General features: G+C 45.6%; 16 protein-coding genes. 8 read left to right on the forward strand and 8 right to left on the reverse strand.

Going from position 1 to position 24,089, the window contains the following annotated elements:
* Positions 1–300: 300 nt before the first annotated feature.
* The 3 genes from R7O03_RS04700 (at position 301) to R7O03_RS04710 (ending at position 4,512) form a co-directional block, all read left to right on the forward strand.
* Complete coding sequence (locus R7O03_RS04700; RefSeq protein WP_005383061.1) at positions 301–2,025, forward strand: acetolactate synthase 3 large subunit; 1,725 nt, start codon at positions 301–303, stop codon at positions 2,023–2,025.
* Between the two features lies 1 nt (position 2,026).
* Entirely contained in the window at positions 2,027–2,521 is a 495-nt protein-coding gene (gene ilvN / locus R7O03_RS04705; RefSeq protein WP_005379697.1) for an acetolactate synthase small subunit, read from the forward strand.
* A 110-nt stretch (positions 2,522–2,631) separates the two neighbouring features.
* Positions 2,632–4,512, forward strand: coding sequence for a diguanylate cyclase (locus R7O03_RS04710; RefSeq protein ID WP_031780797.1), 1,881 nt, complete (start codon positions 2,632–2,634; stop codon positions 4,510–4,512).
* 54 nt (positions 4,513–4,566) lie between these two features.
* Here R7O03_RS04710 and R7O03_RS04715 read toward each other — a convergent pair whose 3' ends face one another.
* Both R7O03_RS04715 and pykF read right to left on the reverse strand, forming a co-directional pair.
* Positions 4,567–5,253, reverse strand: a complete 687-nt coding sequence (locus R7O03_RS04715; RefSeq protein ID WP_005383058.1) for a GntR family transcriptional regulator — start codon at positions 5,251–5,253, stop codon at positions 4,567–4,569.
* A gap of 157 nt (positions 5,254–5,410) precedes the next feature.
* Positions 5,411–6,823: a pyruvate kinase PykF gene (gene pykF, locus R7O03_RS04720; protein WP_005392243.1), complete on the reverse strand. Its 1,413-nt coding sequence runs from the start codon at positions 6,821–6,823 to the stop codon at positions 5,411–5,413.
* Between the two features lie 433 nt (positions 6,824–7,256).
* On the opposite strand from pykF, the gene R7O03_RS04725 reads away from it, so the two are divergent.
* A complete protein-coding gene (locus tag R7O03_RS04725; protein WP_005379701.1) occupies positions 7,257–8,018 on the forward strand; it encodes a DeoR/GlpR family DNA-binding transcription regulator in 762 nt (253 codons plus the stop codon).
* A 110-nt stretch (positions 8,019–8,128) separates the two neighbouring features.
* Positions 8,129–9,961, forward strand: a complete 1,833-nt coding sequence (gene glmS, locus R7O03_RS04730) for a glutamine--fructose-6-phosphate transaminase (isomerizing) (protein ID WP_005383056.1) — start codon at positions 8,129–8,131, stop codon at positions 9,959–9,961.
* An 84-nt stretch (positions 9,962–10,045) separates the two neighbouring features.
* On the opposite strand, the gene R7O03_RS04735 is transcribed toward glmS, so the two are convergent.
* The gene (locus tag R7O03_RS04735; RefSeq protein WP_171344397.1) at positions 10,046–11,128 is read right to left on the reverse strand and encodes a glycerol dehydrogenase; all 1,083 of its coding nucleotides are present in this window, start codon (positions 11,126–11,128) and stop codon (positions 10,046–10,048) included.
* A 353-nt stretch (positions 11,129–11,481) separates the two neighbouring features.
* Here R7O03_RS04735 and dhaK point away from each other — a divergent pair, with 353 nt between their 5' ends.
* From dhaK to ptsP, 3 genes are read left to right on the forward strand one after another with little or no spacing between them, the layout of a single operon-like run.
* Positions 11,482–12,540 carry a dihydroxyacetone kinase subunit DhaK gene (gene dhaK, locus R7O03_RS04740; protein ID WP_213970544.1) on the forward strand — a complete coding sequence of 353 codons (1,059 nt, stop codon included), beginning with the start codon at positions 11,482–11,484 and terminating at the stop codon, positions 12,538–12,540.
* Between the two features lie 14 nt (positions 12,541–12,554).
* Complete coding sequence (gene dhaL / locus R7O03_RS04745) at positions 12,555–13,190, forward strand: dihydroxyacetone kinase subunit DhaL (protein ID WP_213903651.1); 636 nt, start codon at positions 12,555–12,557, stop codon at positions 13,188–13,190.
* 1 nt (position 13,191) lies between these two features.
* A complete protein-coding gene (gene ptsP / locus R7O03_RS04750) occupies positions 13,192–15,591 on the forward strand; it encodes a phosphoenolpyruvate--protein phosphotransferase (protein WP_318131548.1) in 2,400 nt (799 codons plus the stop codon).
* A gap of 80 nt (positions 15,592–15,671) precedes the next feature.
* Here the strand turns inward: ptsP and dhaR are convergent, their stop codons facing one another.
* The 5 genes from dhaR to R7O03_RS04775 form a co-directional block, all read right to left on the reverse strand.
* Positions 15,672–17,597 carry a dihydroxyacetone kinase operon transcriptional regulator DhaR gene (dhaR, locus tag R7O03_RS04755; protein ID WP_054728466.1) on the reverse strand — a complete coding sequence of 642 codons (1,926 nt, stop codon included), beginning with the start codon at positions 17,595–17,597 and terminating at the stop codon, positions 15,672–15,674.
* 145 nt (positions 17,598–17,742) lie between these two features.
* The gene (locus R7O03_RS04760; RefSeq protein WP_005379708.1) at positions 17,743–18,273 is read right to left on the reverse strand and encodes an MltR family transcriptional regulator; all 531 of its coding nucleotides are present in this window, start codon (positions 18,271–18,273) and stop codon (positions 17,743–17,745) included.
* An 86-nt stretch (positions 18,274–18,359) separates the two neighbouring features.
* Positions 18,360–19,508 carry a mannitol-1-phosphate 5-dehydrogenase gene (locus R7O03_RS04765; RefSeq protein ID WP_053306863.1) on the reverse strand — a complete coding sequence of 383 codons (1,149 nt, stop codon included), beginning with the start codon at positions 19,506–19,508 and terminating at the stop codon, positions 18,360–18,362.
* A 111-nt stretch (positions 19,509–19,619) separates the two neighbouring features.
* A complete protein-coding gene (locus tag R7O03_RS04770; RefSeq protein ID WP_005379710.1) occupies positions 19,620–21,572 on the reverse strand; it encodes a PTS mannitol transporter subunit IICBA in 1,953 nt (650 codons plus the stop codon).
* 595 nt (positions 21,573–22,167) lie between these two features.
* The gene (locus tag R7O03_RS04775; protein ID WP_318131549.1) at positions 22,168–23,931 is read right to left on the reverse strand and encodes a lysophospholipid acyltransferase family protein; all 1,764 of its coding nucleotides are present in this window, start codon (positions 23,929–23,931) and stop codon (positions 22,168–22,170) included.
* Positions 23,932–24,089: the final 158 nt, after the last annotated feature.

Genomic DNA, 24,089 nt, shown 5'->3' on the forward strand with positions numbered 1-24,089 from the left:
GTTCTTTTTTTAAGCGTTAATTTTTTAGGTTGTACTGTGAAATAGGAGATGTGTGGCTGCTATTCCTACTAACATTCTAATTACTAGTATCTTGTTTAAAAAGTAGACCAATCTCTCATTAGACCCTTTGATAATAAAACGTTACATTTGTTGGGTAACCTTGCGGGATGTTATGACGAACGCAAGACATAGCCGAAAACGTGGAAGTATTTCGATTAGGCTACGAATAAGACCTAGACTATGTAAAACCAGACCAATCCGTTGACCTTACGGTGAGGAAACTGGCTAAGGAGAGCAATTATGACAGCAATGTTGTCAGGCGCAGAGATGGTGGTTCAATCTCTGATAGAAGAGCACGTAGAGCAGATCTTTGGCTACCCAGGTGGCTCTGTTTTGGATATCTACGATGCACTGCATGCCAAAACCGATCAAATCAAACACGTACTTGTAAGGCATGAGCAAGCCGCCACTCATATGGCAGATGGTTACGCTCGAGCTACCGGTAAACCGGGTGTCGTACTTGTGTGCTCGGGGCCGGGCGCGACCAATACCATTACGGGTATTGCAACAGCATATATGGACTCTATCCCAATGATCGTTATCTCGGGTAACGTACCGAATAGCCTAATTGGTAATGATGCTTTCCAAGAGTGTGACATCGTCGGTGTCTCCCGCCCAGTGGTCAAACACAGCTTTTTAGTAAAAAAAGCGGAAGATATTCCTGAAACAATCAAAAAAGCGTTTTATATTGCGACTACGGGTCGACCTGGTCCAGTTGTGATTGATTTGCCAAAAGATGTGATGAACCCGCAAATCAAACTGCCTTATCAATATCCAGAAACGCTTTCAATGCGTTCTTACAAGCCGACAACTTCGGGCCATAAAGGCCAGATTAAAAAAGCGCTTAAATCGCTATTAGAAGCGAAAAAACCAGTGCTTTATATCGGTGGTGGTGCAGTGATTTCTGGCGCCCATGAACATATTTTAGAGCTTTCCGACAAACTGAACCTACCAGTAGTGAGTACTTTGATGGGCTTGGGGGCATTCCCGGGTACACATAAAAACTCACTGGGCATGTTGGGTATGCACGGCACTTACGAAGCTAATATGGCAATGCATGAAGCGGATCTTATTTTTGGTATCGGTGTGCGTTTTGATGACCGTACAACCAACAACCTTGAAAAGTACTGCCCAAACGCAAAAGTGATGCATATTGACATCGATCCGTCATCGATCTCGAAAAACGTGAAAGTGGATTTGCCGATCGTAGGTTCTGCGGAAAAAGTGCTGACAACCATGCTCGGGCTGCTTGCAGAGCAAGGTAGTGAAAATGATCAAGATGCTATCACCGCATGGTGGGATGACATTCAAGTGTGGCGTGATCGCAACTGCTTGTCTTATGAAACGTCTCCAGAACGAATCAAGCCACAGCAAGTAATTGAAACGCTGCACAAGCTAACTAATGGCGACGCGTATGTGGCGTCTGATGTGGGCCAGCATCAGATGTTTGCGGCACTGTACTACCCATTCAATAAGCCGCGCCGTTGGATAAACTCTGGTGGTCTTGGCACCATGGGATTTGGTCTTCCGGCTGGCATGGGCGTGAAGTTTGCCATGCCACAAGAAGAGGTCGTGGTTGTGACTGGTGACGGCAGTATTCAGATGAATATTCAAGAATTGTCGACAGCCATGCAATACGACATTCCAGTGAAGATCATCAACCTGAACAACCGATTCTTAGGCATGGTAAAACAGTGGCAAGACATTATTTATCAAGGCCGTCACTCTAATTCTTACATGAGTTCTGTTCCTGACTTTGCAGCGATTGCAGAAGCTTATGGTCACGTCGGTATTCGTATCGAAACGCCTGATCAGCTCGAAGAAGGGCTACAAAAAGCGTTGGATATGAAAGATCGTCTGGTGTTTGTAGACATCAACGTAGACGAAACCGAACACGTATACCCGATGCAAATCAAAGGTGAGGGTATGGATAAAATGTGGCTAAGCAAAACGGAGAGAACTTAATATGAGACACATTATTTCATTACTATTGGAAAACCAACCGGGTGCGTTGTCTCGTGTTGTTGGTTTGTTCTCTCAACGTGGTTACAACATTGAATCTTTGACGGTATCACCGACTGATGATGAAACCCTGTCGCGAATGAACATTACCACGACATCTGATGAGATGCAGTTGGAACAAATTCAGAAGCAGTTACACAAATTGATCGATGTGCTGAAAGTGCAAGAAGTCACCGAGTATGAGCACATTGAGCGTGAACTGATGATGGTGAAAGTGAAAGCCAGTGGTTTTGCGCGAGCAGAAGTGAAGCGGACGGCAGACATCTTTCGTGGCCAGATCGTGGATGTCACGGCTTCCCAATACACCGTACAACTTGCGGGTACGAGTGAAAAGCTAGATGCCTTCATTCAAGCGATATCCGAAGTGACCGAAGTTGTCGAAGTTGCTCGTAGTGGTGTCGTTGGCATTGCGCGAGGAGAGCGAGCCCTCAAACCTTAACTCTATGATTGCATATAGAAAAGCCACTTAATCTAAGTGGCTTTTTTGTTTAGAAAATAACAATTAATGATATAATTGTCGTTTTAGTAAGCATGATAGGCATTAGACGTGTGAAAGTACCTAAGCGAGTCGGCACCTTATTGGCGACAGCACTATTTTTTAGTGCACTCACTGCCGCTTACTACTATCAGAAATATCTGACATTGTTAGAAAACAATGTTGAGAACACCGCTCAAGAAGCGTTACATCAATTGGCCTATACTGGCCGTGAATACAGCAATATTCAGGATCAAATCGAAACGATCAGTGACCTACTTGGTCACAGCCAAAGTCTGTATGAATATCTGCGCCAACCTAACCGGGTGAACCGTTCCATCTTAGAAGACATGTGGATCTCGGTCGCAATCAATCAAAAGTTGTATAAGCAAATTCGCTTTCTTGATGTTTCTGGTCGAGAAAAAGTGAGGATTAATTATGATATTGAAACAGGCGCTGCGTTGCCCGCGATCAAATTGCAAAATAAGTCAGAGCGAGATTACTTTCAATTCGCTAAGAACTTAGACGATGGCGAAATCGCTTCGTGGGGGATAGGTTTAGAACGAGAGTATGGCGAGTTAGTCTATCCCTATAGCCCGTCACTGCGTATTTTGATGCCTATTTCGCTTAACGGAAAGCGCGAAGGGTATCTTGTGCTTAATGTTGATATTGACTATTTATCCTCTCGACTCAACTATTCGTCAGTGCTTGATTTCCATATTGAGCTGATTAAGAGTGACGGATTTTACATTGATAGCCCTAAATCAGCTCGTTTGTATGGCCATATAATTCCCGCTCGCTCTCAATTTAATTTTGGCCGGATGTACCCAAACATTTGGCGTAGTTTAAATTCAAAAGATTCGGGCTATGCTTACAATGGTTCGAATTTGGTCGCGTATCGCACCATCCAGTTTGTTTCTAGCGAACCTCTTCATCTGGTTATTGATCTTACCAATGAGCAGTTATTATCCCGAGCTCAGAGGGATATTGATGACTTAATCCAAGAAGCGTTTTTTGTTTTAAGTTTGGTGCTCGGCTTCACTTTGCCGACGGCAGCCCTTGCTCTGCATTATCGGCGTCATAGTATGGAATCGAAGTTGGCTCGAGCTGCTCTTGATGGTATGACTGCGGTGATGATCTCGGATGCTTCACATAGAATCATCATGGTTAATCAAGAGTTTGAAAATATGATGGGTTACTCAACCAAGCATGCCCAAGGTTGGAGTGCACATCATTTAATTCTCTTACCTGAAGATCTCGAAGCAAACCTGAGTATCTGGAAAGCATTGAAGAGTGAACACGTATGGGAAGGGGAGATTCGTTGTCGAACTAAGTTTAATCAAGTCTTTACCGCAATAATGCGTATTCAGGCGAATTTAACCAAATCAGGTAAAGTGAGTTATTACATTACGTCGCTGGTGGATATCTCTGGGCAAAAAGAGTTAGAAGAAAAATTACGAAACCTAAGCGAAAAAGATGGCTTGACGGGGTTGTGGAACCGCCGAAAATTTGAAGAGCAATTGGCGCAATATGCGGGGATTATTGAACGCTATCCTGATAGCCCTCCTGCTTGTTTGGCGTTGTTTGATATTGACCACTTTAAACGTATTAATGACGAGCTTGGCCACGACGAAGGAGACAAGGTGATTTGTAGTGTCGCAGAAACCCTCCTAGAAGAAGTCCGCAGCACAGACTTTGTATCTCGTGTCGGTGGTGAGGAATTTGCAGTGATTATGCCGCATACAACACTAGAAGAGGCTGAAATTGTATTGAACAGGCTACGTGTCGCGGTTCAAATGCATAGTGATAGAGGCATTACTGTCAGTGCTGGGTATAGTGATTTAACCTCTGATCGTACAAGAACGTATAAATGTGCTGATATTGCTTTGTATGAGTCAAAAAGTGCAGGGCGTAACTGCGTATCGCTATGTCATAGTTATGATGATATTGCTTAGTGCTTTTACAAAAACGAAAAAACGGGGATAGACCCCCGCTTTTTAGTCTCAGCGTTATTCGCTAGCCAGTATGCGACATTGGTTGTCGATGACGGCTTCGATACACTGTATTGACTGTCTCAAATAACGCTCTAGATAACCTAAAGCATCCTGACTCTTTTTGTCTAGCGATGCCTTCATCAGTATTTCTTGCTCATCGAGATTACAGTGCCCAGGGTTCCCTGTGCCTAAAATCTGCATCGCGAAGTATTGGTAGCGTTTAATTTGCGTGAGTAGATCGCGGAAAAAACCAAACATATTGACAGAGCCAGCACCTTCAAACAGCGCAGTAAGAAACTGATTTTGGCGCGCTTCCCATTCCCTCCAACAAAAGCTTTCGCCAGGTTTTACTCGGGATAACTTGTGATAAGCAGTTAGTACATCCAGTTCCCATTTTTCATCGCCAATCATAATTGCCTTACTGAGTAAGCATGCGGAGACCATTTGCAGGCTTTCGTACAAGTCATGTAACTCATCTTTACATACAGGTGCAACCCAGCAGCCTTTTTGCGGCTCGAGTTTGACGTATTTGCTCCAAGATAATTGCACCAATGCTTCTCGAATGGGTGACGCTCCTACGTTGTACTTCTCTTTGAGTTCGGCAACCACGAGTTTTTGACCTGGTTTAAGCTCGCCATCGAGAATATCCTGACGGATCATTCTTAATACTTTGTCGGTAAGAGTGGGACTAGACACATACACCTCATAGAAACTTTAATCGTGACGATAAAATTAAACAGTACGAAATTCTGATAGAGGTAAATAATACAATTAGCCTATTATGAGAGCAAGAAAGCCATATAAAAAAGGAGGGCATAAGCCCTCCTTCTCAAGAAACTGAAGTGTTAAAAGTTCAGTCTTATAGCACGTGTACAGAAGCTGTGTTCGTAGTACCTGAAGCAACTAGAGCGCCAGAAACCATAACAACGATATCGCCTTTGTTACCTAGACCTGATTCTAGAGCAAGTTCTTTACCCGCTACGTAGAATGCGTCAGTGCTTTCGATTGAATCAACAACTACAGGAGTAACACCTTTAGTTAGAACTAGCTGTGCAGCAGTTTTCTTGTTAGTTGTTAGCGCTAGAATGTTTGCAGTTGGGAAGTACTTACGTACTGAACGTGCAGACTTACCGCCTTCAGTTGCAACAACGATAAGTGGAGCAGCTAGTTTCTCAGCTGTGTCTACAGCGCCTTTACATACTGCTTCAGTGATGCGAAGACGTGGGCTGTCTAGTCGAGAACCTAGTTCAGCTTTTAGCGCTGAGTCAGTACGGTTCGCGATTTGAGCCATGATAGTTACCGCTTCAACAGGGTATTTACCTTTCGCCGTTTCACCAGAAAGCATTACTGCGTCAGTACCGTCCATTACTGCGTTAGCAACGTCGCCTGCTTCCGCACGAGTAGGACGTGGGTTGTTGATCATAGAATCAAGCATTTGAGTTGCAGTGATAACCATCTTACGTGCACGGTTACACTTCTCGATCATCATTTTCTGAGCGAAGATTACTTCTTCAGCTGGGATTTCAACACCTAGGTCACCACGAGCAACCATGATGCCGTCAGAAAGCTCTAGGATCTCGTCGAAGTTATCAACACCTTCTTGGTTTTCGATCTTAGAGATGATATGGATGTTCTCGCCGCCGTTTGCAGCAAGTACTTCACGGATTTCTTGAACGTCAGACGCTTTACGGATGAAAGAAGCTGCTACGAAGTCAACGCCTTGCTCACAACCAAATTTAAGGTCGTTCTTATCTTTTTCAGATAGTGCAGGTAGGTTTACAGAAACGCCAGGAAGGTTAACACCTTTGTTTTCGCCTAGTGCACCGTTGTTAAGAACTTTACATTTAACTTCAGTTTCAGTCTTAGAGATAACTTCCATCTCGATTAGACCGTCGTCTACTAGGATAGTGTTACCTACGTTTAGGTCGGCTGCGAAACCAGCGTAAGTTACTGCAACTTTATCTTTGTTACCTACAACTGAAGTGTCAGTTGTGAAAGTGAATTCTTGACCTGCTACTAGATCAACATCGTTACCGCCTTCTAGCTTGATAGTGCGGATTTCTGGACCTTTAGTATCTAGAAGAATTGCTAGTGGTTTGCCAGTAGCTTCCATTACTTTACGGAAGTTCGCGATACGAGTGCCGTGTTCTTCGTAGTCACCGTGAGAGAAGTTAAGGCGCATTACGTTCATGCCTGCGTTAACTAGTTCAGTTAGCTTCTCTACAGATTCTGTTTTAGGGCCAATCGTACATACGATTTTGGTCTTTTTCATGGAAGATACTCTCCGGTAAGTATAGTTACAATTTGAAAGTCGGTTATTTACTCTGAAGTCAGGACGTTTTTGATGACATTTAGTACCTGTCACCCACCGATTTTTCGTCTCATTATTAGAACTTCAGATTCTGAAAGTCTTTCACCAAGTTTAGTCATTTTATGACTAAAAGATCGGCGATTTTGGTTACCTTTTTGTGACTAATCCCACTTTATATGCAGAAAGTTGCAAAAAAATAGCCTTCAATTCTGTAATTTTTTTTCTTTTCGGTGGCGAATTCTACCACTGAATGAATCCAATATCACTGTTTAAGAATTGTCTTAGGACAAGGTTTTATCGAGAAATATTAATTTTTTGGATCGAAATAAATGGACTTAAAAGTTTCGGTTTGACTATAATAAGTTTCACATCGAAACTTAAAATCAAAACTTAAATGTCGAAACGAAATACTCAATTAAGAAGACACGCCATTTCTAACTTGGTTTCTGAACTAGGAGAAGTCAGCGTTGATGAACTTGCTCAGAAATTCGAAACCTCAGAGGTCACGATTAGAAAGGATTTAGCTTCTTTAGAGAAAAACGGCCAACTTCTACGCCGCTATGGCGGTGCGATTGCTATCCCAAAGGAAGTCATTCACGAAGAATTGGGCGCTAATGTTTCGACTCGAAAGTTAAGCTTAGCAAAAGCAGCAGCATCATTGATTCGCGATCATAATCGCATCGTGATCGACAGTGGCAGCACGACTGCCGCGCTGATTCAACAGTTGAATGATAAACGTGGCTTAGTGGTCATGACCAACTCGTTGCATGTTGCTAACGCCCTAAATGAATTAGAGAGCGAACCGACACTGCTGATGACTGGCGGTACTTGGGATACGCACTCAGAGTCCTTTCAAGGCAAAGTAGCCGAATCTGTATTACGAGCTTACGACTTTGACCAACTATTCATCGGTGCGGATGGCATCGATCTCGAGCGTGGAACCACGACATTTAATGAATTGGTTGGCTTAAGTAAGGTAATGGCAGAAGCGTCACGTGAAGTGATCGTAATGATCGAGTCCGAAAAAATCGGCCGTAAGATCCCAAACTTAGAGCTCGCTTGGCATCAAGTTGATGTGTTGGTGACCGATGCAGATATCCAAGCAGAGCATAAAGTACAGATTGAACAACATGGCGTGAAAGTCATTTGCGCCTAACAATGTAATCAGTTTCATATTTCACTTCCCTCTGGATAAAGGCCTTTGCTTGCTGCCTCTATTTGAAATCATGGCTAGGGAAGAACAAAACTACAAACGGAGATAAACACATGTGTGGAATCGTAGGTGCAGTAGCACAACGAGATGTTGCAGAAATTTTGGTTGAAGGTCTACGCCGCTTAGAGTACCGCGGTTACGACTCTGCTGGCGTTGCGGTTGTTGATGGCGAATCAAACCTAACGCGCGTTCGTCGCTTGGGTAAAGTACAAGAATTGGCTGATGCAGTAGAAGAAGCAAAAGTGATCGGCGGAACTGGTATTGCGCACACTCGTTGGGCGACGCACGGTGAACCTTCTGAAATCAATGCTCACCCACACATGTCTGGTGATATCGCAGTGGTCCATAACGGCATCATCGAAAACCATGAAGAGCTGCGTGAGCTGCTTCAATCTCGTGGCTACGTGTTTGAATCGCAAACGGATACAGAAGTTATCGCACACATGGTTGAGTGGGAACTTCGTACTTCAGAAACGCTATTAGAAGCGGTACAAAAAACAGCAAAACAACTTGAAGGCGCATACGGCACGGTAGCGTTGGATCGCAAAGACCCATCTCGCATCGTAGTAGCGCGTTCAGGCAGCCCGATCGTGATCGGTTTTGGTGTAGGTGAAAACTTCCTAGCGTCTGACCAACTTGCATTACTTAACGTTACGCGCCGTTTCATGTACCTAGAAGAAGGTGACGTAGCAGAAATTACTCGCCGTGAAGTCACTGTGTTTGATGAAACGGGTGAGCCAGTTGAGCGTGAAATTGTTGAATCTAATGCAGAGCATGATGCAGGTGATAAAGGCCAATACCGTCACTTCATGCAAAAAGAAATCTATGAGCAACCTAAAGCGTTGATCAACACAATGGAAGGTCGTATCACGTCAGATTCTGTTGTGACAGACGCGATCGGTGTGCACGCGGCAGACATTCTAAGCAAAGTAGAACATGTACAAATCGTGGCGTGTGGTACGTCTTACAACGCAGGTATGACGGCACGTTACTGGTTTGAAGACATTGCAGGCGTTAGCTGTGATGTAGAAATTGCGTCTGAATTCCGTTACCGCAAGTTTGTGACTCGTCCAAACAGCCTATTGATCACGTTGTCTCAGTCTGGTGAAACCGCTGATACCCTAGCAGCACTTCGCCTAGCAAAAGAGAAAGGTTACATGGCGGCGATGACCATCTGTAACGTAGCGGGTTCCTCTTTGGTTCGTGAATCAGATTTTGCATTCATGACTCGCGCTGGTGTTGAAATCGGTGTGGCTTCAACCAAAGCGTTCACGACTCAACTTTCTGCACTACTTATGCTGGTAACGGCACTGGGTAAAGAGCAAGGTCGCATCAGCAAAGAGAAAGAAAAAGAGATTGTTGAAGCGCTACACGCACTTCCTAAGCAAATCAACGCGGCACTTTCTTTCGAGAAAGAAATTGAAGCACTAGCAACGGATTTTGCAGACAAGCACCACACATTGTTCCTAGGCCGTGGCGAGTTCTACCCAATCGCGATGGAAGCGTCTCTAAAACTGAAAGAGATCTCGTACATCCACGCAGAAGCGTACGCGGCGGGTGAACTGAAACACGGTCCTCTGGCCCTAATTGATGCTGACATGCCAGTTGTTGTGGTTGCACCAAGCAACGACCTACTTGAAAAGCTAAAATCAAACGTTGAAGAAGTGCGTGCGCGTGGCGGCCTTCTATACGTATTCGCAGATGCAGACGCAGGCTTCGAAGGCGATGAAACAATGAAGATCATCACGATGCCTCACGTTAGTGAAATCACGGCGGCGATCTACTACACCATCCCAATGCAGTTACTGTCTTACTACGTAGCACTGATCAAAGGTACGGACGTAGACCAACCACGTAACCTAGCGAAAGCGGTAACGGTTGAGTAATTACGCTTAACAGCAAAAATCCAAGCGGCACATGCGAGAGTATGTGCCGCTTTTTTTATTTAAACCCACTTTAAGGTTTGTGAGTTATTGACCCAACTGGTGAGCGGTTAGAATTGCAGAGTAGACATTTTCTGCCGTCACTGGGAATGGCATATTGTGGATTGTTTCTCCCTCGGCCGTTGAGGCTTCGGCGACCTCGCGCAACTTAGTGTGGTTAAGCTCTTTAACGCCCATATCAAATAAGTTGGTTGGTAGACCTACAGAGCGGCAGAATGCAAGAACCGTATTAATCTCTTCCATCGCTGCGTTTTCTAGTACCAGCTGAACTAGTGTGCCGAACGCGACTTTCTCACCATGATAGAGATGATGACACTCTTCAAGCTTAGTTAGGCCGTTATGAATAGCGTGAGCACCCGCTAGACCACTGCTTTCAAAACCGATACCGCTTAGGTATGTATTGGCTTCAATAATGTTTTCTACCGCTTTGGTGCTCACACCATTTTCTACCGCAGCTTTTGCTTTTACACCATCTTCAAGCAAGGTTTCATAGCAAAGTTTCGCAAGCGCTTGTGCTGAACGCGTCGCTAACCCACCAGCCATTGTTGCCTTACCAGAAGTCATGTTGGCACGAGCTTCAAAGTAGGTGGAAAGCGCGTCGCCCATCCCCGATACAAGTAAGCGAACAGGGGCTTTGGCGATGACTGACGTATCCATGATGACCATGTCTGGGTTTTTAGGGATCATCAAATATTCTGCAAATTCACCTTCAGGTGTGTATATCACCGCAAGCGCTGAGGTTGGTGCATCTGTCGAGGCAATCGTAGGAACCACCACGACAGGAATTTTTGTGTAAAACGCAACAGCCTTTGCTGTATCTAACGTTTTACCACCACCAATACCGACAATGACATCGTGTTTCTGAGTGGCACAAATGTCCGTGATGCGTTCAATCTCAACGCGCGAACATTCGCCACCAAAAATGTTCATAGTGAGTGGAAGCTTTTCGTCAGCAAAGCTTTGCTTGACGTCATCACCAACCAGGTTAGTCACGAACTCATCGGCAATTACTAACGGACGTTCACCTAATGTTTTCACATAGTGAGCGATAGATGTAAGTACTTGTTCACCTTGGACGTATTTGCTTGGGCTGATAATAATTTTGTCCATAATTCAAACCTTTAACCTTTTTTATGTGTGTTTTGGACTGCAATGAATATCCATTGTAGGGATAAGGTTTATATTAGGTTTGGTGTGGTAAGTGGTGAAGGATATCTCTGGTTTTGTTCCATGCTTTTATGACCTCTGTGTCAAACCGACTGTCAGAAGTAATAAGCATCAGCATGCTTTATGGCGACGATCACTATTCAGGACAATTTGTCGTTTTACGTTTCATATTGAAACAAAAATGCCGAAGTTTTTGTTTCAATATGAAACGGATTGATTTTTGTTGAGCACGCTTTTTCTCTGTTTAAGATGAATTCATACCCTACATAAAAATATAAATGGAATGAGATAGAACGATGAAAAAGTTAATTAACCACGTTGATGATGTTGTATTGCAGCAAATGGAAGGCCTGGCATTGTCCCGCCCTGAGCTAAAAGCGAACTACGAGCCTCGTTACATGTGGCACGAGGAAACGCCGGGGCAAGTGGCACTGGTTTCTGGTGGTGGCTGTGGTCATGAACCTTTGCACGCTGGTTTTATTGGTAAAGGCATGCTGACAGGCGCCTGTCCTGGTGAGGTATTTACTTCACCTACACCTGATCAAATGTACGAATGTGGCAACCAAGTGAATACTGGTGAAGGCGTGCTATTTATCATTAAAAACTACACCGGAGACGTATTGAACTTTGAAACGGCCGTGGAGCTCCTTCATACCGATGGTATCAAAGTTGGGTCGGTGTTGGTGGATGACGATGTTGCAGTCAAAGACAGCCTATACACCGCTGGTCGCCGTGGCGTTGCTGGAACGGTATTGGTTGAAAAGTTAGTTGGGGCTGCCGCGAACAAAGGTTATTCGCTGGAGCAATGTGAAGCACTGGCTCGTCGCGTGAATAATCACTGTCGTTCATTTGGTGTGGCACTTAATGCTTGTGTTGTACCAGCGGCGGGTAAACCATCTTTTGTTCTGGAAGATGATGAAGTTGAGTTTGGTGTTGGTATCCATGGTGAACCAGGTATCAAGCGAGTGAAATACACCGATGTCGATACGTTAGTGGATGAAATGTTTGCTGAAGTTGCTGAAAACACGCCTTATCAGCGCACATTGCGTATTTGGAATCGTGACGAAGGTGAATGGGATGAAGTGGAATCCAGCATTGAGCCTTTCGCCGCTGAACACGACTACATCGTGATGGTGAATGGTATGGGTGGTACGCCAACTTCAGAGCTTTACGGAGTGTACCGCCGTCTGGCTCATAACTGCGAGCAAGCAGGGTTCCGTATCGTACGTAATATGGTTGGCAACTTCTGTACGTCACTTGATATGGAAGGCGTTTCGATTACGTTGCTGAAGGCAGACAAAGAGATGTTGGAGCTGTTTGATGCTCCTGTCGATACGGCCGCGATCAAGTGGTAACAGGGGGAGCAAACATGCAAATTGAAAAACAACATATCGTTCACTGGCTAGAGTTATGTGCAAAAACGTATCAAGAGAATCAAGATTTTCTGACCGACCTTGATCGTGATATTGGTGACGCCGACCACGGTCTCAATATGAACCGTGGCTTTAAAAAAGTTGCTGAAAAACTGCCGCAATTTGCGGACCAAAATATCGGCAGCATTCTCAAGAATACGGGCATGACCTTGCTTTCTAGTGTCGGTGGGGCAAGTGGCCCGCTGTATGGCACGCTGTTTATTCGCACGGCTGCCGCTGTCGGAACCCGAGAGCAACTAACGTTTGAAGAGTTGGTGGATGCACTAAAAAGCGGTGTGGATGGCGTGGTGTCTCGTGGTAAAGCGGAACTGGGTGATAAAACCATGTGTGATGTTTGGTTACCCGTTTTAGTTAGCGTGAAGGCGTCGTTAGAAAATGGCATGAGCGCCGATCACTTACTGAATGAAATGGTTGAACTAGCAGAAACGAGCGCGGTTGCCACGATTGAAATGTTGGCGAAAAAAGGGCGAGCAAGCTATCTGGGGGAACGTAGTATTGGTCACCAAGATCCCGGTGCAACCTCTTCTTTGTTAATGATTAAAGTACTACAGCAGGCAATAGCAGGTAATTAAGATGGTGGGAATTGTAGTTGTATCTCATAGTCGTCGCCTTGCAGAAGGGGTGGCCGAACTTGCCACCCAAATGACGCAAGGCAAAGCCAAGCTTGCGATTGCTGCTGGGATTGATGATCCAGAGAACCCGATCGGAACCGATGCCATTGCCGTGATGGAAGCGATTGAGCAGGTACAAGATCAACAAGGGGTTGTTGTGTTGATGGATCTTGGCAGCGCGTTGCTTAGCACGGAAATGGCTCTGGATCTGATTGATGATCATGTGAGGGAAAATGTCACCCTTATCTCGGCACCTATTGTTGAAGGGACCATGGCGGCGTCGGTGGCTGCTGCTGCCGGGCTACCTTTATCGACGGTAGTCGAAGAGGCACAGAATGCGTTAAGCGTAAAACGAGAGCATCTTGGTGATCAGCCACTAACATCCGCTGAGATAGCGCCAGTATCAGAAAACTTTGAGCAAGAACGGACATTTGATTGGGTAGTGCAAAATCCGCATGGATTACATGCTCGTCCCGCTGCGGCCATTGTTGGTGCACTCGCGCCTTTCGACTGCCAATTATGGTTGAAAAAAGGCGAGCGCCGTGTGAACGCGAAAAGCTTGAACAGCATTGCGAAACTTGGCGTTCGTAGTCAAGAGACGATCACCTTATGCGCACTTGGACCTCAATCCAGTGAAGCAATCAAGGCATTTGAAGCCTTAACTAGTGAGCACTTCGGAGAAAAAGAGGCGGTTGAGCAAGGCATTATCGAACCTGAAGAAAGTTCAGATACTCTGCTCGATGGCATGGCCTCAAATCAGATTGAAGGTGCTGTTGTTGGTATTCGAGTCAATGACGGTATCGCTACTGCTCCTGCTGTCCTTTTTACTCATGAAATGCCAGCAGTGCCTGAACGTGATTTCCAAAGTGAACAAGATGAAATTGAACGGGTTAAGCGTGCGATAGGCGTGGTTTTTCAACACTTGCAGGAGCAAGCGAAGCTGCCGAAAGGGGAAATATTTTCCGCTCATAGCATGATGCTCAGTGACCCAGAATTATGGGCATCGGTCGAGTCGCGAATTCAAACGGGCATGATAGCCGAGCAAGCTTGGGTAGAATCACTGCAAACGTTGGCCGAAGAGTTTCGCCAGGAAGAAAGTCAGTACATGCGGGAACGCGAAGCAGATGTGCATGATATAGCACGCCAAGTTATGGTCGAAATGACAGGCGTAACGCCTAATGCCATCGACATTCAGGAACCGAGTATTTTGTTGGCCCGCGACCTGATGCCTTCTGATGTGGCCGGGCTTGATAAATCGAAAGTGCTTGGTATCTGTTTGAGTGAGGGAGGGAAAACCTCTCACAGTGCGATTCTTGCTCGTGCGATGGGGATTCCTGCCATCGTTAAAGCTCAGGGCTGCCTTGATGCTGTGCGTGCTGGTCAAGTGGTGACTATTGATGGCTTCCGAGGGCATTTATGGTTCTCTCCTTCAGATGCCGTACAGCAGGAATTAGAAGCTCAGCAAATTGAGTGGCAAAGCATCCGACAACGTGCATTAGCGAGTGCTCAGCAAGCCGCAGTCACCTGTGATGGTGTCCATATTCCAGTACTCGCCAATATTGGTGGACCGAAAGATATTGATGATGCACTAACATCAGGAGCTGAGGGCGTTGGTCTATTTCGGACTGAGTTTCTATTTCAAAACAGTGATGAGTTGCCGACTGAGGAAGCGCAATACCAAGTGTATCGTGATATTGCAGCCGCACTTGGTGATAAGCCACTTACGATTCGTAGTCTAGATGTTGGCGGTGATAAGCCTTTAGCCGCTTATCCTATGCCAGCAGAAGATAATCCATTTTTAGGTTTGAGAGGGGTGCGGTTGTGCCTTCAACATGAGTCATTGTTTACCGCTCAACTTCGAGCCATTCTGAGAGCCTTTCACGAGCAACCGAATATTCAATTGATGATACCGATGGTGGCTCAGGTTGAAGAAGTGAGAAAAGTAAAAGTGCTGTTGGCGCATCAAGCAAACCAACTCGGCTTGGATGCGACTCATTTGCCCGTTGGTATTATGATTGAGGTACCAGCCGCGGTGTTAAATGCTGATGCGTTAGCCCAAGAAGTCGACTTTTTCTCTATCGGCACCAATGATTTGACTCAATATGTTATGGCCGCCGATCGAGGTAACGCCGCTGTTGCTGAATTGGTGAACTACTTTGAACCATCGGTACTAAAAGCCATTGAGCTCACGTGTGCAGCAGGCGATCGCGCGGGCATACCGGTTAGTATGTGTGGTGAGATGGCTGGCGATCCAAATGCCACAGAAACATTGCTTCGCGTGGGGTTGCGAAAATTCAGCGCCAGTTCAAGTATGCTCCCGGGACTAAAAGCGCAGATTCGTCAGTTGTCTGTCGATGTTTAATCGAAACCGTATCGTTAGTACATCTGTACCGGCGTGCTTACGCCGGTTTTACTTTTGTTATAGGAACGCCAATTCACGACTTAATACAGTTTCATTTGCTCCTGCAGCCCAAACTTATTAATTTTTCTCCATAAGGTCGTGCGGCCAATTTGCAATGCTTTCGCCATATCATGCATTTTGCCATCACACTGATTCCAAGCCTGAACAATAGCTCTTCTCTCGGCTTCTTCTAACGTGATTACTGGCGTATTTTCTGCGGTATGGCGAGAATTCAGTTTAATGTCTTCAGGAATATCGTTCAGCTTGATTAAGTTGGAACTGCGGTTAAGCAAAATTCGCTCAGTTCGATTTCTTAATTCAGAGTTGTTGCCTGACCAACGAAAATTCATCAACGCTTCCAGTGCGACTGGCTCTATCGAGATCGTCACATTGTGGCGGCGTTCATAATGGCTGATAAGTTGCTGGACGAGAAATTCAATGTCTTCTTTACGCTTTCGTAGTGGTGGAATATGCAGCTCGTTCGAGGAGATTTCATAATAAAGTTGCCGACCAAATGAGCGCTGAGTGACATACTCGCTGATCTCTGAAGCGGTGCTGGTAATAAGTTGAAAATCTACGGGGATCAATCGCAAACTGTCGCTGCGGCTGACGAGCCCAGTTTTTAACAACTTAAGTAGCACGGCTTGTAAATCGGGCGACAGATATTCCACCTTTTCTAAAAAGAGCGTACCGCCATGGGCGAGCTCAAACTTTGAAGGCATGCCTTGCCCTTCGTCGTACCCCAGGGTTTCTTTGACCAGTTGCTCTGTATTGATGGAGCGGCAGTTGAGCGTAATGAATGGTCCTTCTTTGTAGGCGCTTTCGTTATGAATCGCCATGGCGAGAGTGGCTTTTCCTACGCCTTCTTCACCTGTAATTAGAATCGGTGATTTTGACTTTATGGCCCGTTTTGCCACGGTAATGACATGCTTCATTTTTCGTGAAATGACGGGCAAAGTGCTGAACGTATAGCGCGCACTGCCACCTATTTGTTGTTGAGCAAGTTCGCGAATTTTATCGATAGGGTGCAAGAACAATAAGTGTGTGCCGTCGTTGAGTGGACGCAAGGTGATGATCGCCTCAACAAACTCGCCACGAACCTCTACCGTTGTGAGTTTTCGGTTGATGCTCGCACCTGACTCAATACTAGTAAGGACATTCGGTGGGAAGCGCAAAACAGAAAAGACTTCTTTATCCAAGACCTGACTGGCTTCAATGTTTAACAAACGCTCGGACTGGTGATTTACCATGGTGATGCGATTTTCTTCATCCCACGCTAGAAGGCCGTCATCCATGCACTCTAACGTTGCGTTATGCGCACAAGTGAGGCGGTTCATGTTTTCTTGTTCCGACTGAATGTGGATTTGCAAGCTGACTTCTTTCGCGCTCGACGCGATGATGACTAAGTCTTCTTTCTTATAGCTTTCCGCTTTTCTGAAAAGGCATGTTGTACCGCGTAATTTTCCAAATTGGTCAAAAACAGGCGCAGCTACAGAGGCATAAGAGTGCAAGTGGCGATTGAAATGTTCGGCAGCAAAAACTTCACACGGGATATGAGTATTGATACAGAGATTGACTGCATTTGTGCCTATCTTTCCTTCGGAGAGAAAACAGCCTTGTTTTATGCCGAGCGTTTGCATCTCTTGTCGCATAGAGTCGTGCCCGACGGTGGAGAGAATACAGCCGTTGCCATCGGTTACCATCAATAGCAGGTCTTCGTCCCCTAGCATGTCGTAAGTGTCTTCAAGTACGGTCGTGGCGCATTCGATGAGGTGCTCGTTGCGTTTCATCAGAGATGAGAAGGTAAATCCAGAGGCAATATGTGGCTTTGACCAGGTGTAAGGGCTGCATTGCTTTATGCAACGCTCCCACGACTCGAGGACGGGAGTGCGGGAAAATTCTGGAGATACCCAGTGGTGTTTCTGGAAAAACTCCCACTTAGTTTTAGTGTCTTCGATTGAAAGCATGCGATCCCGTTTCAATACTAGCGATAGATTGGTCTGATGTTACAGAGACATCGGAATATGGACTGTGATGGCTTTCACGCACGTTGTATAGAAGAATGTGCAAAAAGAGGGGCGAGTTGAGGAGGCTTCCTTGCCAGTTTTTCGATTAAAAAGGGCTGTCTTTGCCGAGCTCATTGCAAATCTCGACAATGGCAAGTGAGAGCCCTGACTTAATGATTTGTTGTTGACGTTGCAGCTGTAGCTGATAAAACTCAAGGTCGATGTCGTCATCTGGTTCGCTGACTTCCAGTTGCACCATGCCCATTTTCTTCACCAAGTGCAGTTTCTTAATTGGTTCTAGAATATTCGGGTCAGTGAATTCGTAATCTGAAGCGTCACTATTGAGTTGGTTTTTGAGTTTGATGATGTCTTCGATGTCGTGGTAAATGTCATCGGGGAGCACTCCCAAGCCAAACAATAACTTCAAACGAACAGATAGATCGCCCAGCGGTCCAGAGTCTTGTAGCAGCGGACCGACAACCGATTGAACAGCGAAGTTATCTTTACGAAAGATTCTTTGCACCAACCCGTCGATCGAATCGTTAAAAACGTCGACTGCTGCAATGAAAAAGCCTCGTACCGATGGTGCGCTGTTTAATCGCTCAATGATCTCGGTTTCGTTGATGTTATCTGCCATATACTGAATACATTTCTAATTATTAGCTATCCCAACTCTTCAAGCAGAGAAGGACATAGAAGGGGAGCCAAGCTCCCCTAGGTAAATCAAAGTTGGTTGTAAAGTGTCTCGATTTGAGCCACTTCATCACTGTCTTCTGCAAGACCTGTGTATGTCGCTAGCGTCTTCTTCACACCCACTTCTTTTAATGAGGTTTGCAGCTCTACGGCTTGTGGGTCGGTGTCGTTAGTGTACTTCAACGCAGCGGCAATGCCTTTCAAAAGTGTTTTATTTTCAGTGCCATACTCAATTGTACCGAGTAAAGGCTTCACTAATCTATCGTTTGCACCCAATTTTCTAATTGGTTGACGACCTACGCGATCCACCTCATCCACTAAGTATGGGTTGGCAAAGCGTCCTAAAATCTTCTCGATGTAGGCGTTGTGCATGTCACGGTCGAAGCCGTAGCGTTTGATCAGCACTTCACCACTCTCTTGCATCGCCTGTTTTACTTCAGCGTGAATGCTAGGGTCTTCAATTGCTTCACGAATGGTGCGATGGCCTTTCAAGCAACCTAGGTAAGCGGTAATGCAGTGGCCTGTATTGAGAGTGAATAGCTTGCGTTCTACGAATGCCATTAGGTTGTTGGTTCTTTCCATGCCAGCTATGTCAGGGATTTCGCCCTTGAATTGCTGCTCATCCACAATCCATTCGCTAAAGCTCTCTACCGTCACTTCTAGTGGGTCATCGTTCGCTGCTTCTGCTGGTGGCACGATGCGGTCTACCGCTGAATCGACAAAGCCAACCAATTCGTCTGCTTTCGCGTGCAATGATTCATCCAAGTGTTTGTACACTTCACCTTTTAGGTGTGTGGTGCCACGAACCATGTTTTCACACGCGATGATGTTCAATGGCTTATCGTTACCTGCTGCAAAGCGCTTAGCAATGCCGGTAGCGATGGTTTTTGCAATGATGTCCAGTACGTTAGGGCCAACCGCTGTTGTGACCAAGTCGGTTTTTACAATGCGGTCAATGACATCTTCACTGGCTGAGTTTACCGCGGTGACGTGAGTTACTGTGTCGATTTGGCACTCAGTACCGACCACTTTTACTTTGTATTCTTGCTTGTGACTCAGTTGGTCGACGAGTGGAGCGTCAACGTCTGCAAATGTGACCTCGACTTCTGCATCTGCTAAGAGTTTTCCGATGAAGCCACGACCAATGTTACCTGCGCCAAAATGAACTGCGTTTTTCATAATTCTTACCTACCAATGTCTAAAATGTTGACTTACGAAACTAGGGGGAGGCCAACCGCATAGGGGGTGACAGCTGACCTCATTTGCCTCAGGAGCAAATTAAAGGGGTAATTAAGCCGCTTGTTGACCGCCAAGGATGTTCAGAATCTCTTCCACATCGTTGGTGCTGGTTAGCTTCTCAATTGCCTCCGGCTCATCGAGCGCGTTCGTAATGGTGGTAATCACCTGGATGTGCTCATCGTTCTTAGCGGCAATGCCGATAACCAGTTTCGCTACATCATCGTCGTCTTCAGTAAATTGGATACCCGATGGGTATTGGCAGATTACAATGCCGGTTTTCTTCACGCGGTCTTTCGCTTCTACCGTGCCGTGAGGCACTGCGATAGATTCGCCTAGGTAAGTTGGAACCAATGCTTCACGCTCAAACATCGCGTCTACGTATTCTGGTTCTGCGTAGCCAAGTTCGACCAACTTGTTGCCCGCGAAGCGAATCGCTTCTTCTTTGTTGGCAGCTTTCAAACCTAGGTGAATGTTTTCACGCTGGATTTGGAACACCGACGTTTGCTGTGGCTCGAAGTTGTCGTCGTTTGCTGCCACGAGCGAAACTTTTACCATTTGGTCGTCATTGGCTGCGGATTGGTTTTGCGCTGCTAGTAGTTTGGTGACTAGCTGGTTGTACATCTCGCTGTCTAGGAAGTTAGTCAATGAAATGTGGTGTGCGTTTGGAGCATGCTTACGTGCACGATCCGTTAAGTCTTTATGAGTAATCACGATATCTGCACTCTCTGGTAAGCTGTTAATGGCAAGGTTGGTTACGTGGATGTTCAGACCTGCGTCTTGAACCTTTTTGCGTAGCATGCTCGCGCCCATTGCACTCGAGCCCATGCCCGCATCACAAGCGACAATGATGCTTTGTACTGTCGCTAGGTCTACGTCACCTTTGCTTTGGCTGTTTACCACCGCATCGTTTTTAGATGCAGATTTCATGTCTTTCATTTGTGATGTTGCTTTTTCTAGTGCTGCTTCATCACCGTCTTCTTCTGTTGACGTTTGAGTCTTCATTAGCAGTGCTGCTACGGCGAATGACACGCCTGTTGCTGCTGCGATAGACGCTAGAACACCAACGATTGAGCCTTTCTGAGTCATCAACAAGATTGCAAAGATTGAACCTGGTGATGCTGGAGAAACAATACCTGCGTTAAAGATAGTTAGAACGAATACGCCAGTCATACCACCTGCGATAGCCGCAAGGATTAGGCGAGGGTTCATTAGGATGTATGGGAAGTAAATCTCGTGGATACCGCCGAAGAAGTGGATGATTGATGCACCACCTGCAGTTTGACGAGCCGTACCTTTACCAAACACCATGTAAGCTAGCAGGATACCTAGACCAGGACCTGGGTTTGCTTCGATTAGGAAGAAGATCGACTGACCTGTTTCAGACGCTTGCTGGATACCCAGTGGAGAGAAAATACCGTGGTTGATCGCATTGTTTAGGAAAAGGATCTTCGCAGGTTCAACGAAGATTGAAGTCAGTGGTAGTAGGTGAGCAGAAACTAGGAAGTTAACGCCGGCCGCCAAGCCACCAGAAAGAATTTTTACGAATGGACCGATAAAGATGAAAGCAAGGATCGCACATAGCATGCCGATGATGCCCGCAGAGAAGTTGTTAACCAACATCTCGAAGCCACTTTTTACTTTACCATCGATGTAGTTATCGAATTTCTTGATAGCCCAGCCGCCCATTGGGCCGACCATCATTGCCCCCATAAACATTGGGATGTCTGTGCCGACAATCACACCCATTGTTGTGATTGCACCGACTACCGCACCACGATCGCCACCAACTAATTTACCACCGGTGTAACCGATAAGTAGTGGCAGCAAGTAGGTAATCATTGGGCCAACCATAGAGGCTAACGTTTCGTTTGGTAGCCATCCAGTTGGGATAAATAGAGCAGTGATAAAGCCCCACGCGATAAACGCGCCGATGTTTGGCATTACCATGTTTGACAGAAAACGACCAAAATTTTGTATCTTGATCTTGGCATCTGGTGATATCATAACAATTCCCCGTTCGATGTTCTGATGAATCTTGTTGTAGTAAACGGTTCGCCAAAACCGTTTGTTTGATTGCTTAGTACCCAATCAATTTACCACACATTTTCCAATTGGAACTGACAACGGGTTTTTTGTGATCTACGCCCGCATTTCTTAGGCTGAGAAACGGTTTTTAAGTGACCAAGTTCAACTTATTAACTTGTAACTTAATAACAAAAAGCCACTTTCAAATCTGTCAATAAAAATCTTAGTGATCAATCCGATCTTATGACAAAATTAAAATCAAAATACTTTGTGACTTTGATCACTTTTGATTTTTTTTGAAATTCGAATTAAATACTTGCGATGATCAATGTCACGTTTTGTGTTGAGTTGTGTTAGATTTAAATTGTGACTTGGATCTGTTTTTGTTTTTTGTGAAAGTTTGTGACGGAATTGGTGAGATAAATGCTATCTAGATCTTTCGATAGATTGTATCTATAAGAGTCTTTCCGGCGCACTTCACGGAGCACGCCTAATTAGTTGATGAAAGGGTAAATAAAGAGAGTCGCCACACGGTTCTTCTTGTGATTCCCAACTCTCTACTTAATCACTGTTCTTAATCATCGTTGCTATTAGTATGATAGACGAGGTAGTCATGAGCTTGCTCGCGTCCCATATACCTTGCCAACGTCTTTTCTTGAACATCGCGCAAATCCACCATAATCAATCCATCTAGAGCGTTATTGAATGCAGGGTCGACGTTGAAGCATACCAGCTTGCCATTGAGGCTTAAGTACTGACGCAGCAAAACGGGCACTCCTTTCCCTTCATCGATTCTGGCAATGACACGTGACAATAGCTGTAAATCACCCAGAGCAGTGAGCATGCTGGTGTTCCAGTCACGGTGGTGCTCAGGAAGTGGGTTAGAAGGTGTGACGTACTCTGCGCAATTGTTGTCGTAGTGGTGCAGTGTCATTGATTGAGCCAGTAATTGACGTGCAGTATCGCTATAATCGTTGCTAATGCTTACCGGACCAAATAGGTGAGTGTAATCTGGGTTTTGATGCACGAACGTTGCGATGCCTTTCCACAGCAGCAGTAGCGCGCTCATGCTCTTTTGATATTGCTGTGCAATCACAGAGCGCCCCATCTCAATGGATTTACCCATTTGGTCGATAAAGCGTTGGTCATAGTTAAACAACGTTCGTGAATACAGACCTGCTACGCCGCGCTTTTCAATCAGTTGATCAACCAGACCTAAACGATACGCGCCCACCAAGCATTGATTCTCTCTGTCCCACACAAACAGATGCAGGTAATCATGATCGAAATGGTCAATGTCTATTGCTAGTCCCGTCCCTTCGCCAACTTGTCGAAAATTGAGCTCACGTAGACGACCAATTTCATGCAGTAGGGAAGGGATATTCTGCGACTCCGTGCAGTAAACATCGAACTCACCACTTGTTAGCAGCTTGGACTCTTTTGATAAGTTGTTCAGTTCTTCAAGCAATTCGCCCACGGGTAACCCTGCCGCTATTGGTGAGAGCCGTTCTGATGAGGAAGAGGGCTTCACCGATTGGATTTCACGATTGAGTAAGTAAGTGTTGAGCCGCAAATAGTTCACCACTTGATCATCGCTAAGTGTGTTCAGCTCTTTAAATTTTATCGCTTGGCCAAAGGATAAGTTGATGGTTTGCGCCTGTTTGTTCAGCAGTTCTCGCCCAAGCAGTAGGGTGCGCAAAAGTGGATGGATTCTCCCTGCCATATAGAAGCGTTTCGAGTTCTGACCACTGATGAATACTGGAACTGTCGTTGCTTTGTTTTTGCGGATTAGGCTACTTACGCTTCGACTCCACGCTTTATCTTCCAAGCGTTGCTGTTTGGCATCGACTAACTGGGAAACCTCACCGGCAGGAAAGACAAGCAATAAGCCGCCACTTGCGAGGTGTTTATTAGCCGCTCTGAGGGCCTTCATATTCGATTTGACGGCGTCTTTTCCTTCAAACACATCGACACCAATGAAGAGCTGATCTAACTCTGGTACGGTTTTCAGGTATTGATTGGCTAGAATTTGGATATCGTCTCGTACCATCAACAAGAGTTCGGCCAAGATGACGCCTTCCACACAACCAAGCGGGTGGTTCGCCACAATGACGGTAGCTCCTTGTTTAGGTACTGAGTCGAGTGAACCATGAGCAATGCGATAATCGATACCTAAGATATCCAGCGTGAAGCGGAGAAAAGTTTTGGTATCGGCATTAACGGGGCGTTGGGCGTAGAACTTATCAAGTTGGTTTAAACCGGTTGCCCATTCAGCAACGTTTTCACCAATGCCAAACGGCGTTTTACGAGGGAGACGAAAAGGGGTTGAACTATCCATATTTACCTCAGCGTACAAGTTGCTGATTGGATAGTAGAAATTACAGATGACAGTTAAGAGGCAAAAGCATGAGCCTTTGGTGACAAACCAATGAAGCTTTATTGACTAAAGAAAACGGTATATCACTGTGCTATGAATCAAAACTCGCGTTATGTCTC

Origin of the sequence: Vibrio sp. Vb2960 (assembly GCF_033337665.1) — a bacterium.
Taxonomy (GTDB): Bacteria; Pseudomonadota; Gammaproteobacteria; order Enterobacterales; family Vibrionaceae; genus Vibrio; species Vibrio alginolyticus.

Coding starts and splice junctions, on each gene's coding strand:
- R7O03_RS04700 (WP_005383061.1), top strand. CDS start 301: ATGACAGCAATGTTGTCAGGCGCAGAGATGGTGGTTCAATCTCTGATA.
- ilvN (WP_005379697.1), top strand. CDS start 2,027: ATGAGACACATTATTTCATTACTATTGGAAAACCAACCGGGTGCGTTG.
- pykF (WP_005392243.1), bottom strand. CDS start 6,823: ATGAAAAAGACCAAAATCGTATGTACGATTGGCCCTAAAACAGAATCT.
- R7O03_RS04725 (WP_005379701.1), top strand. CDS start 7,257: ATGTCGAAACGAAATACTCAATTAAGAAGACACGCCATTTCTAACTTG.
- glmS (WP_005383056.1), top strand. CDS start 8,129: ATGTGTGGAATCGTAGGTGCAGTAGCACAACGAGATGTTGCAGAAATT.
- R7O03_RS04735 (WP_171344397.1), bottom strand. CDS start 11,128: ATGGACAAAATTATTATCAGCCCAAGCAAATACGTCCAAGGTGAACAA.
- dhaK (WP_213970544.1), top strand. CDS start 11,482: ATGAAAAAGTTAATTAACCACGTTGATGATGTTGTATTGCAGCAAATG.
- dhaL (WP_213903651.1), top strand. CDS start 12,555: ATGCAAATTGAAAAACAACATATCGTTCACTGGCTAGAGTTATGTGCA.
- ptsP (WP_318131548.1), top strand. CDS start 13,192: ATGGTGGGAATTGTAGTTGTATCTCATAGTCGTCGCCTTGCAGAAGGG.
- dhaR (WP_054728466.1), bottom strand. CDS start 17,597: ATGCTTTCAATCGAAGACACTAAAACTAAGTGGGAGTTTTTCCAGAAA.
- R7O03_RS04760 (WP_005379708.1), bottom strand. CDS start 18,273: ATGGCAGATAACATCAACGAAACCGAGATCATTGAGCGATTAAACAGC.
- R7O03_RS04765 (WP_053306863.1), bottom strand. CDS start 19,508: ATGAAAAACGCAGTTCATTTTGGCGCAGGTAACATTGGTCGTGGCTTC.
- R7O03_RS04770 (WP_005379710.1), bottom strand. CDS start 21,572: ATGATATCACCAGATGCCAAGATCAAGATACAAAATTTTGGTCGTTTT.
- R7O03_RS04775 (WP_318131549.1), bottom strand. CDS start 23,931: ATGGATAGTTCAACCCCTTTTCGTCTCCCTCGTAAAACGCCGTTTGGC.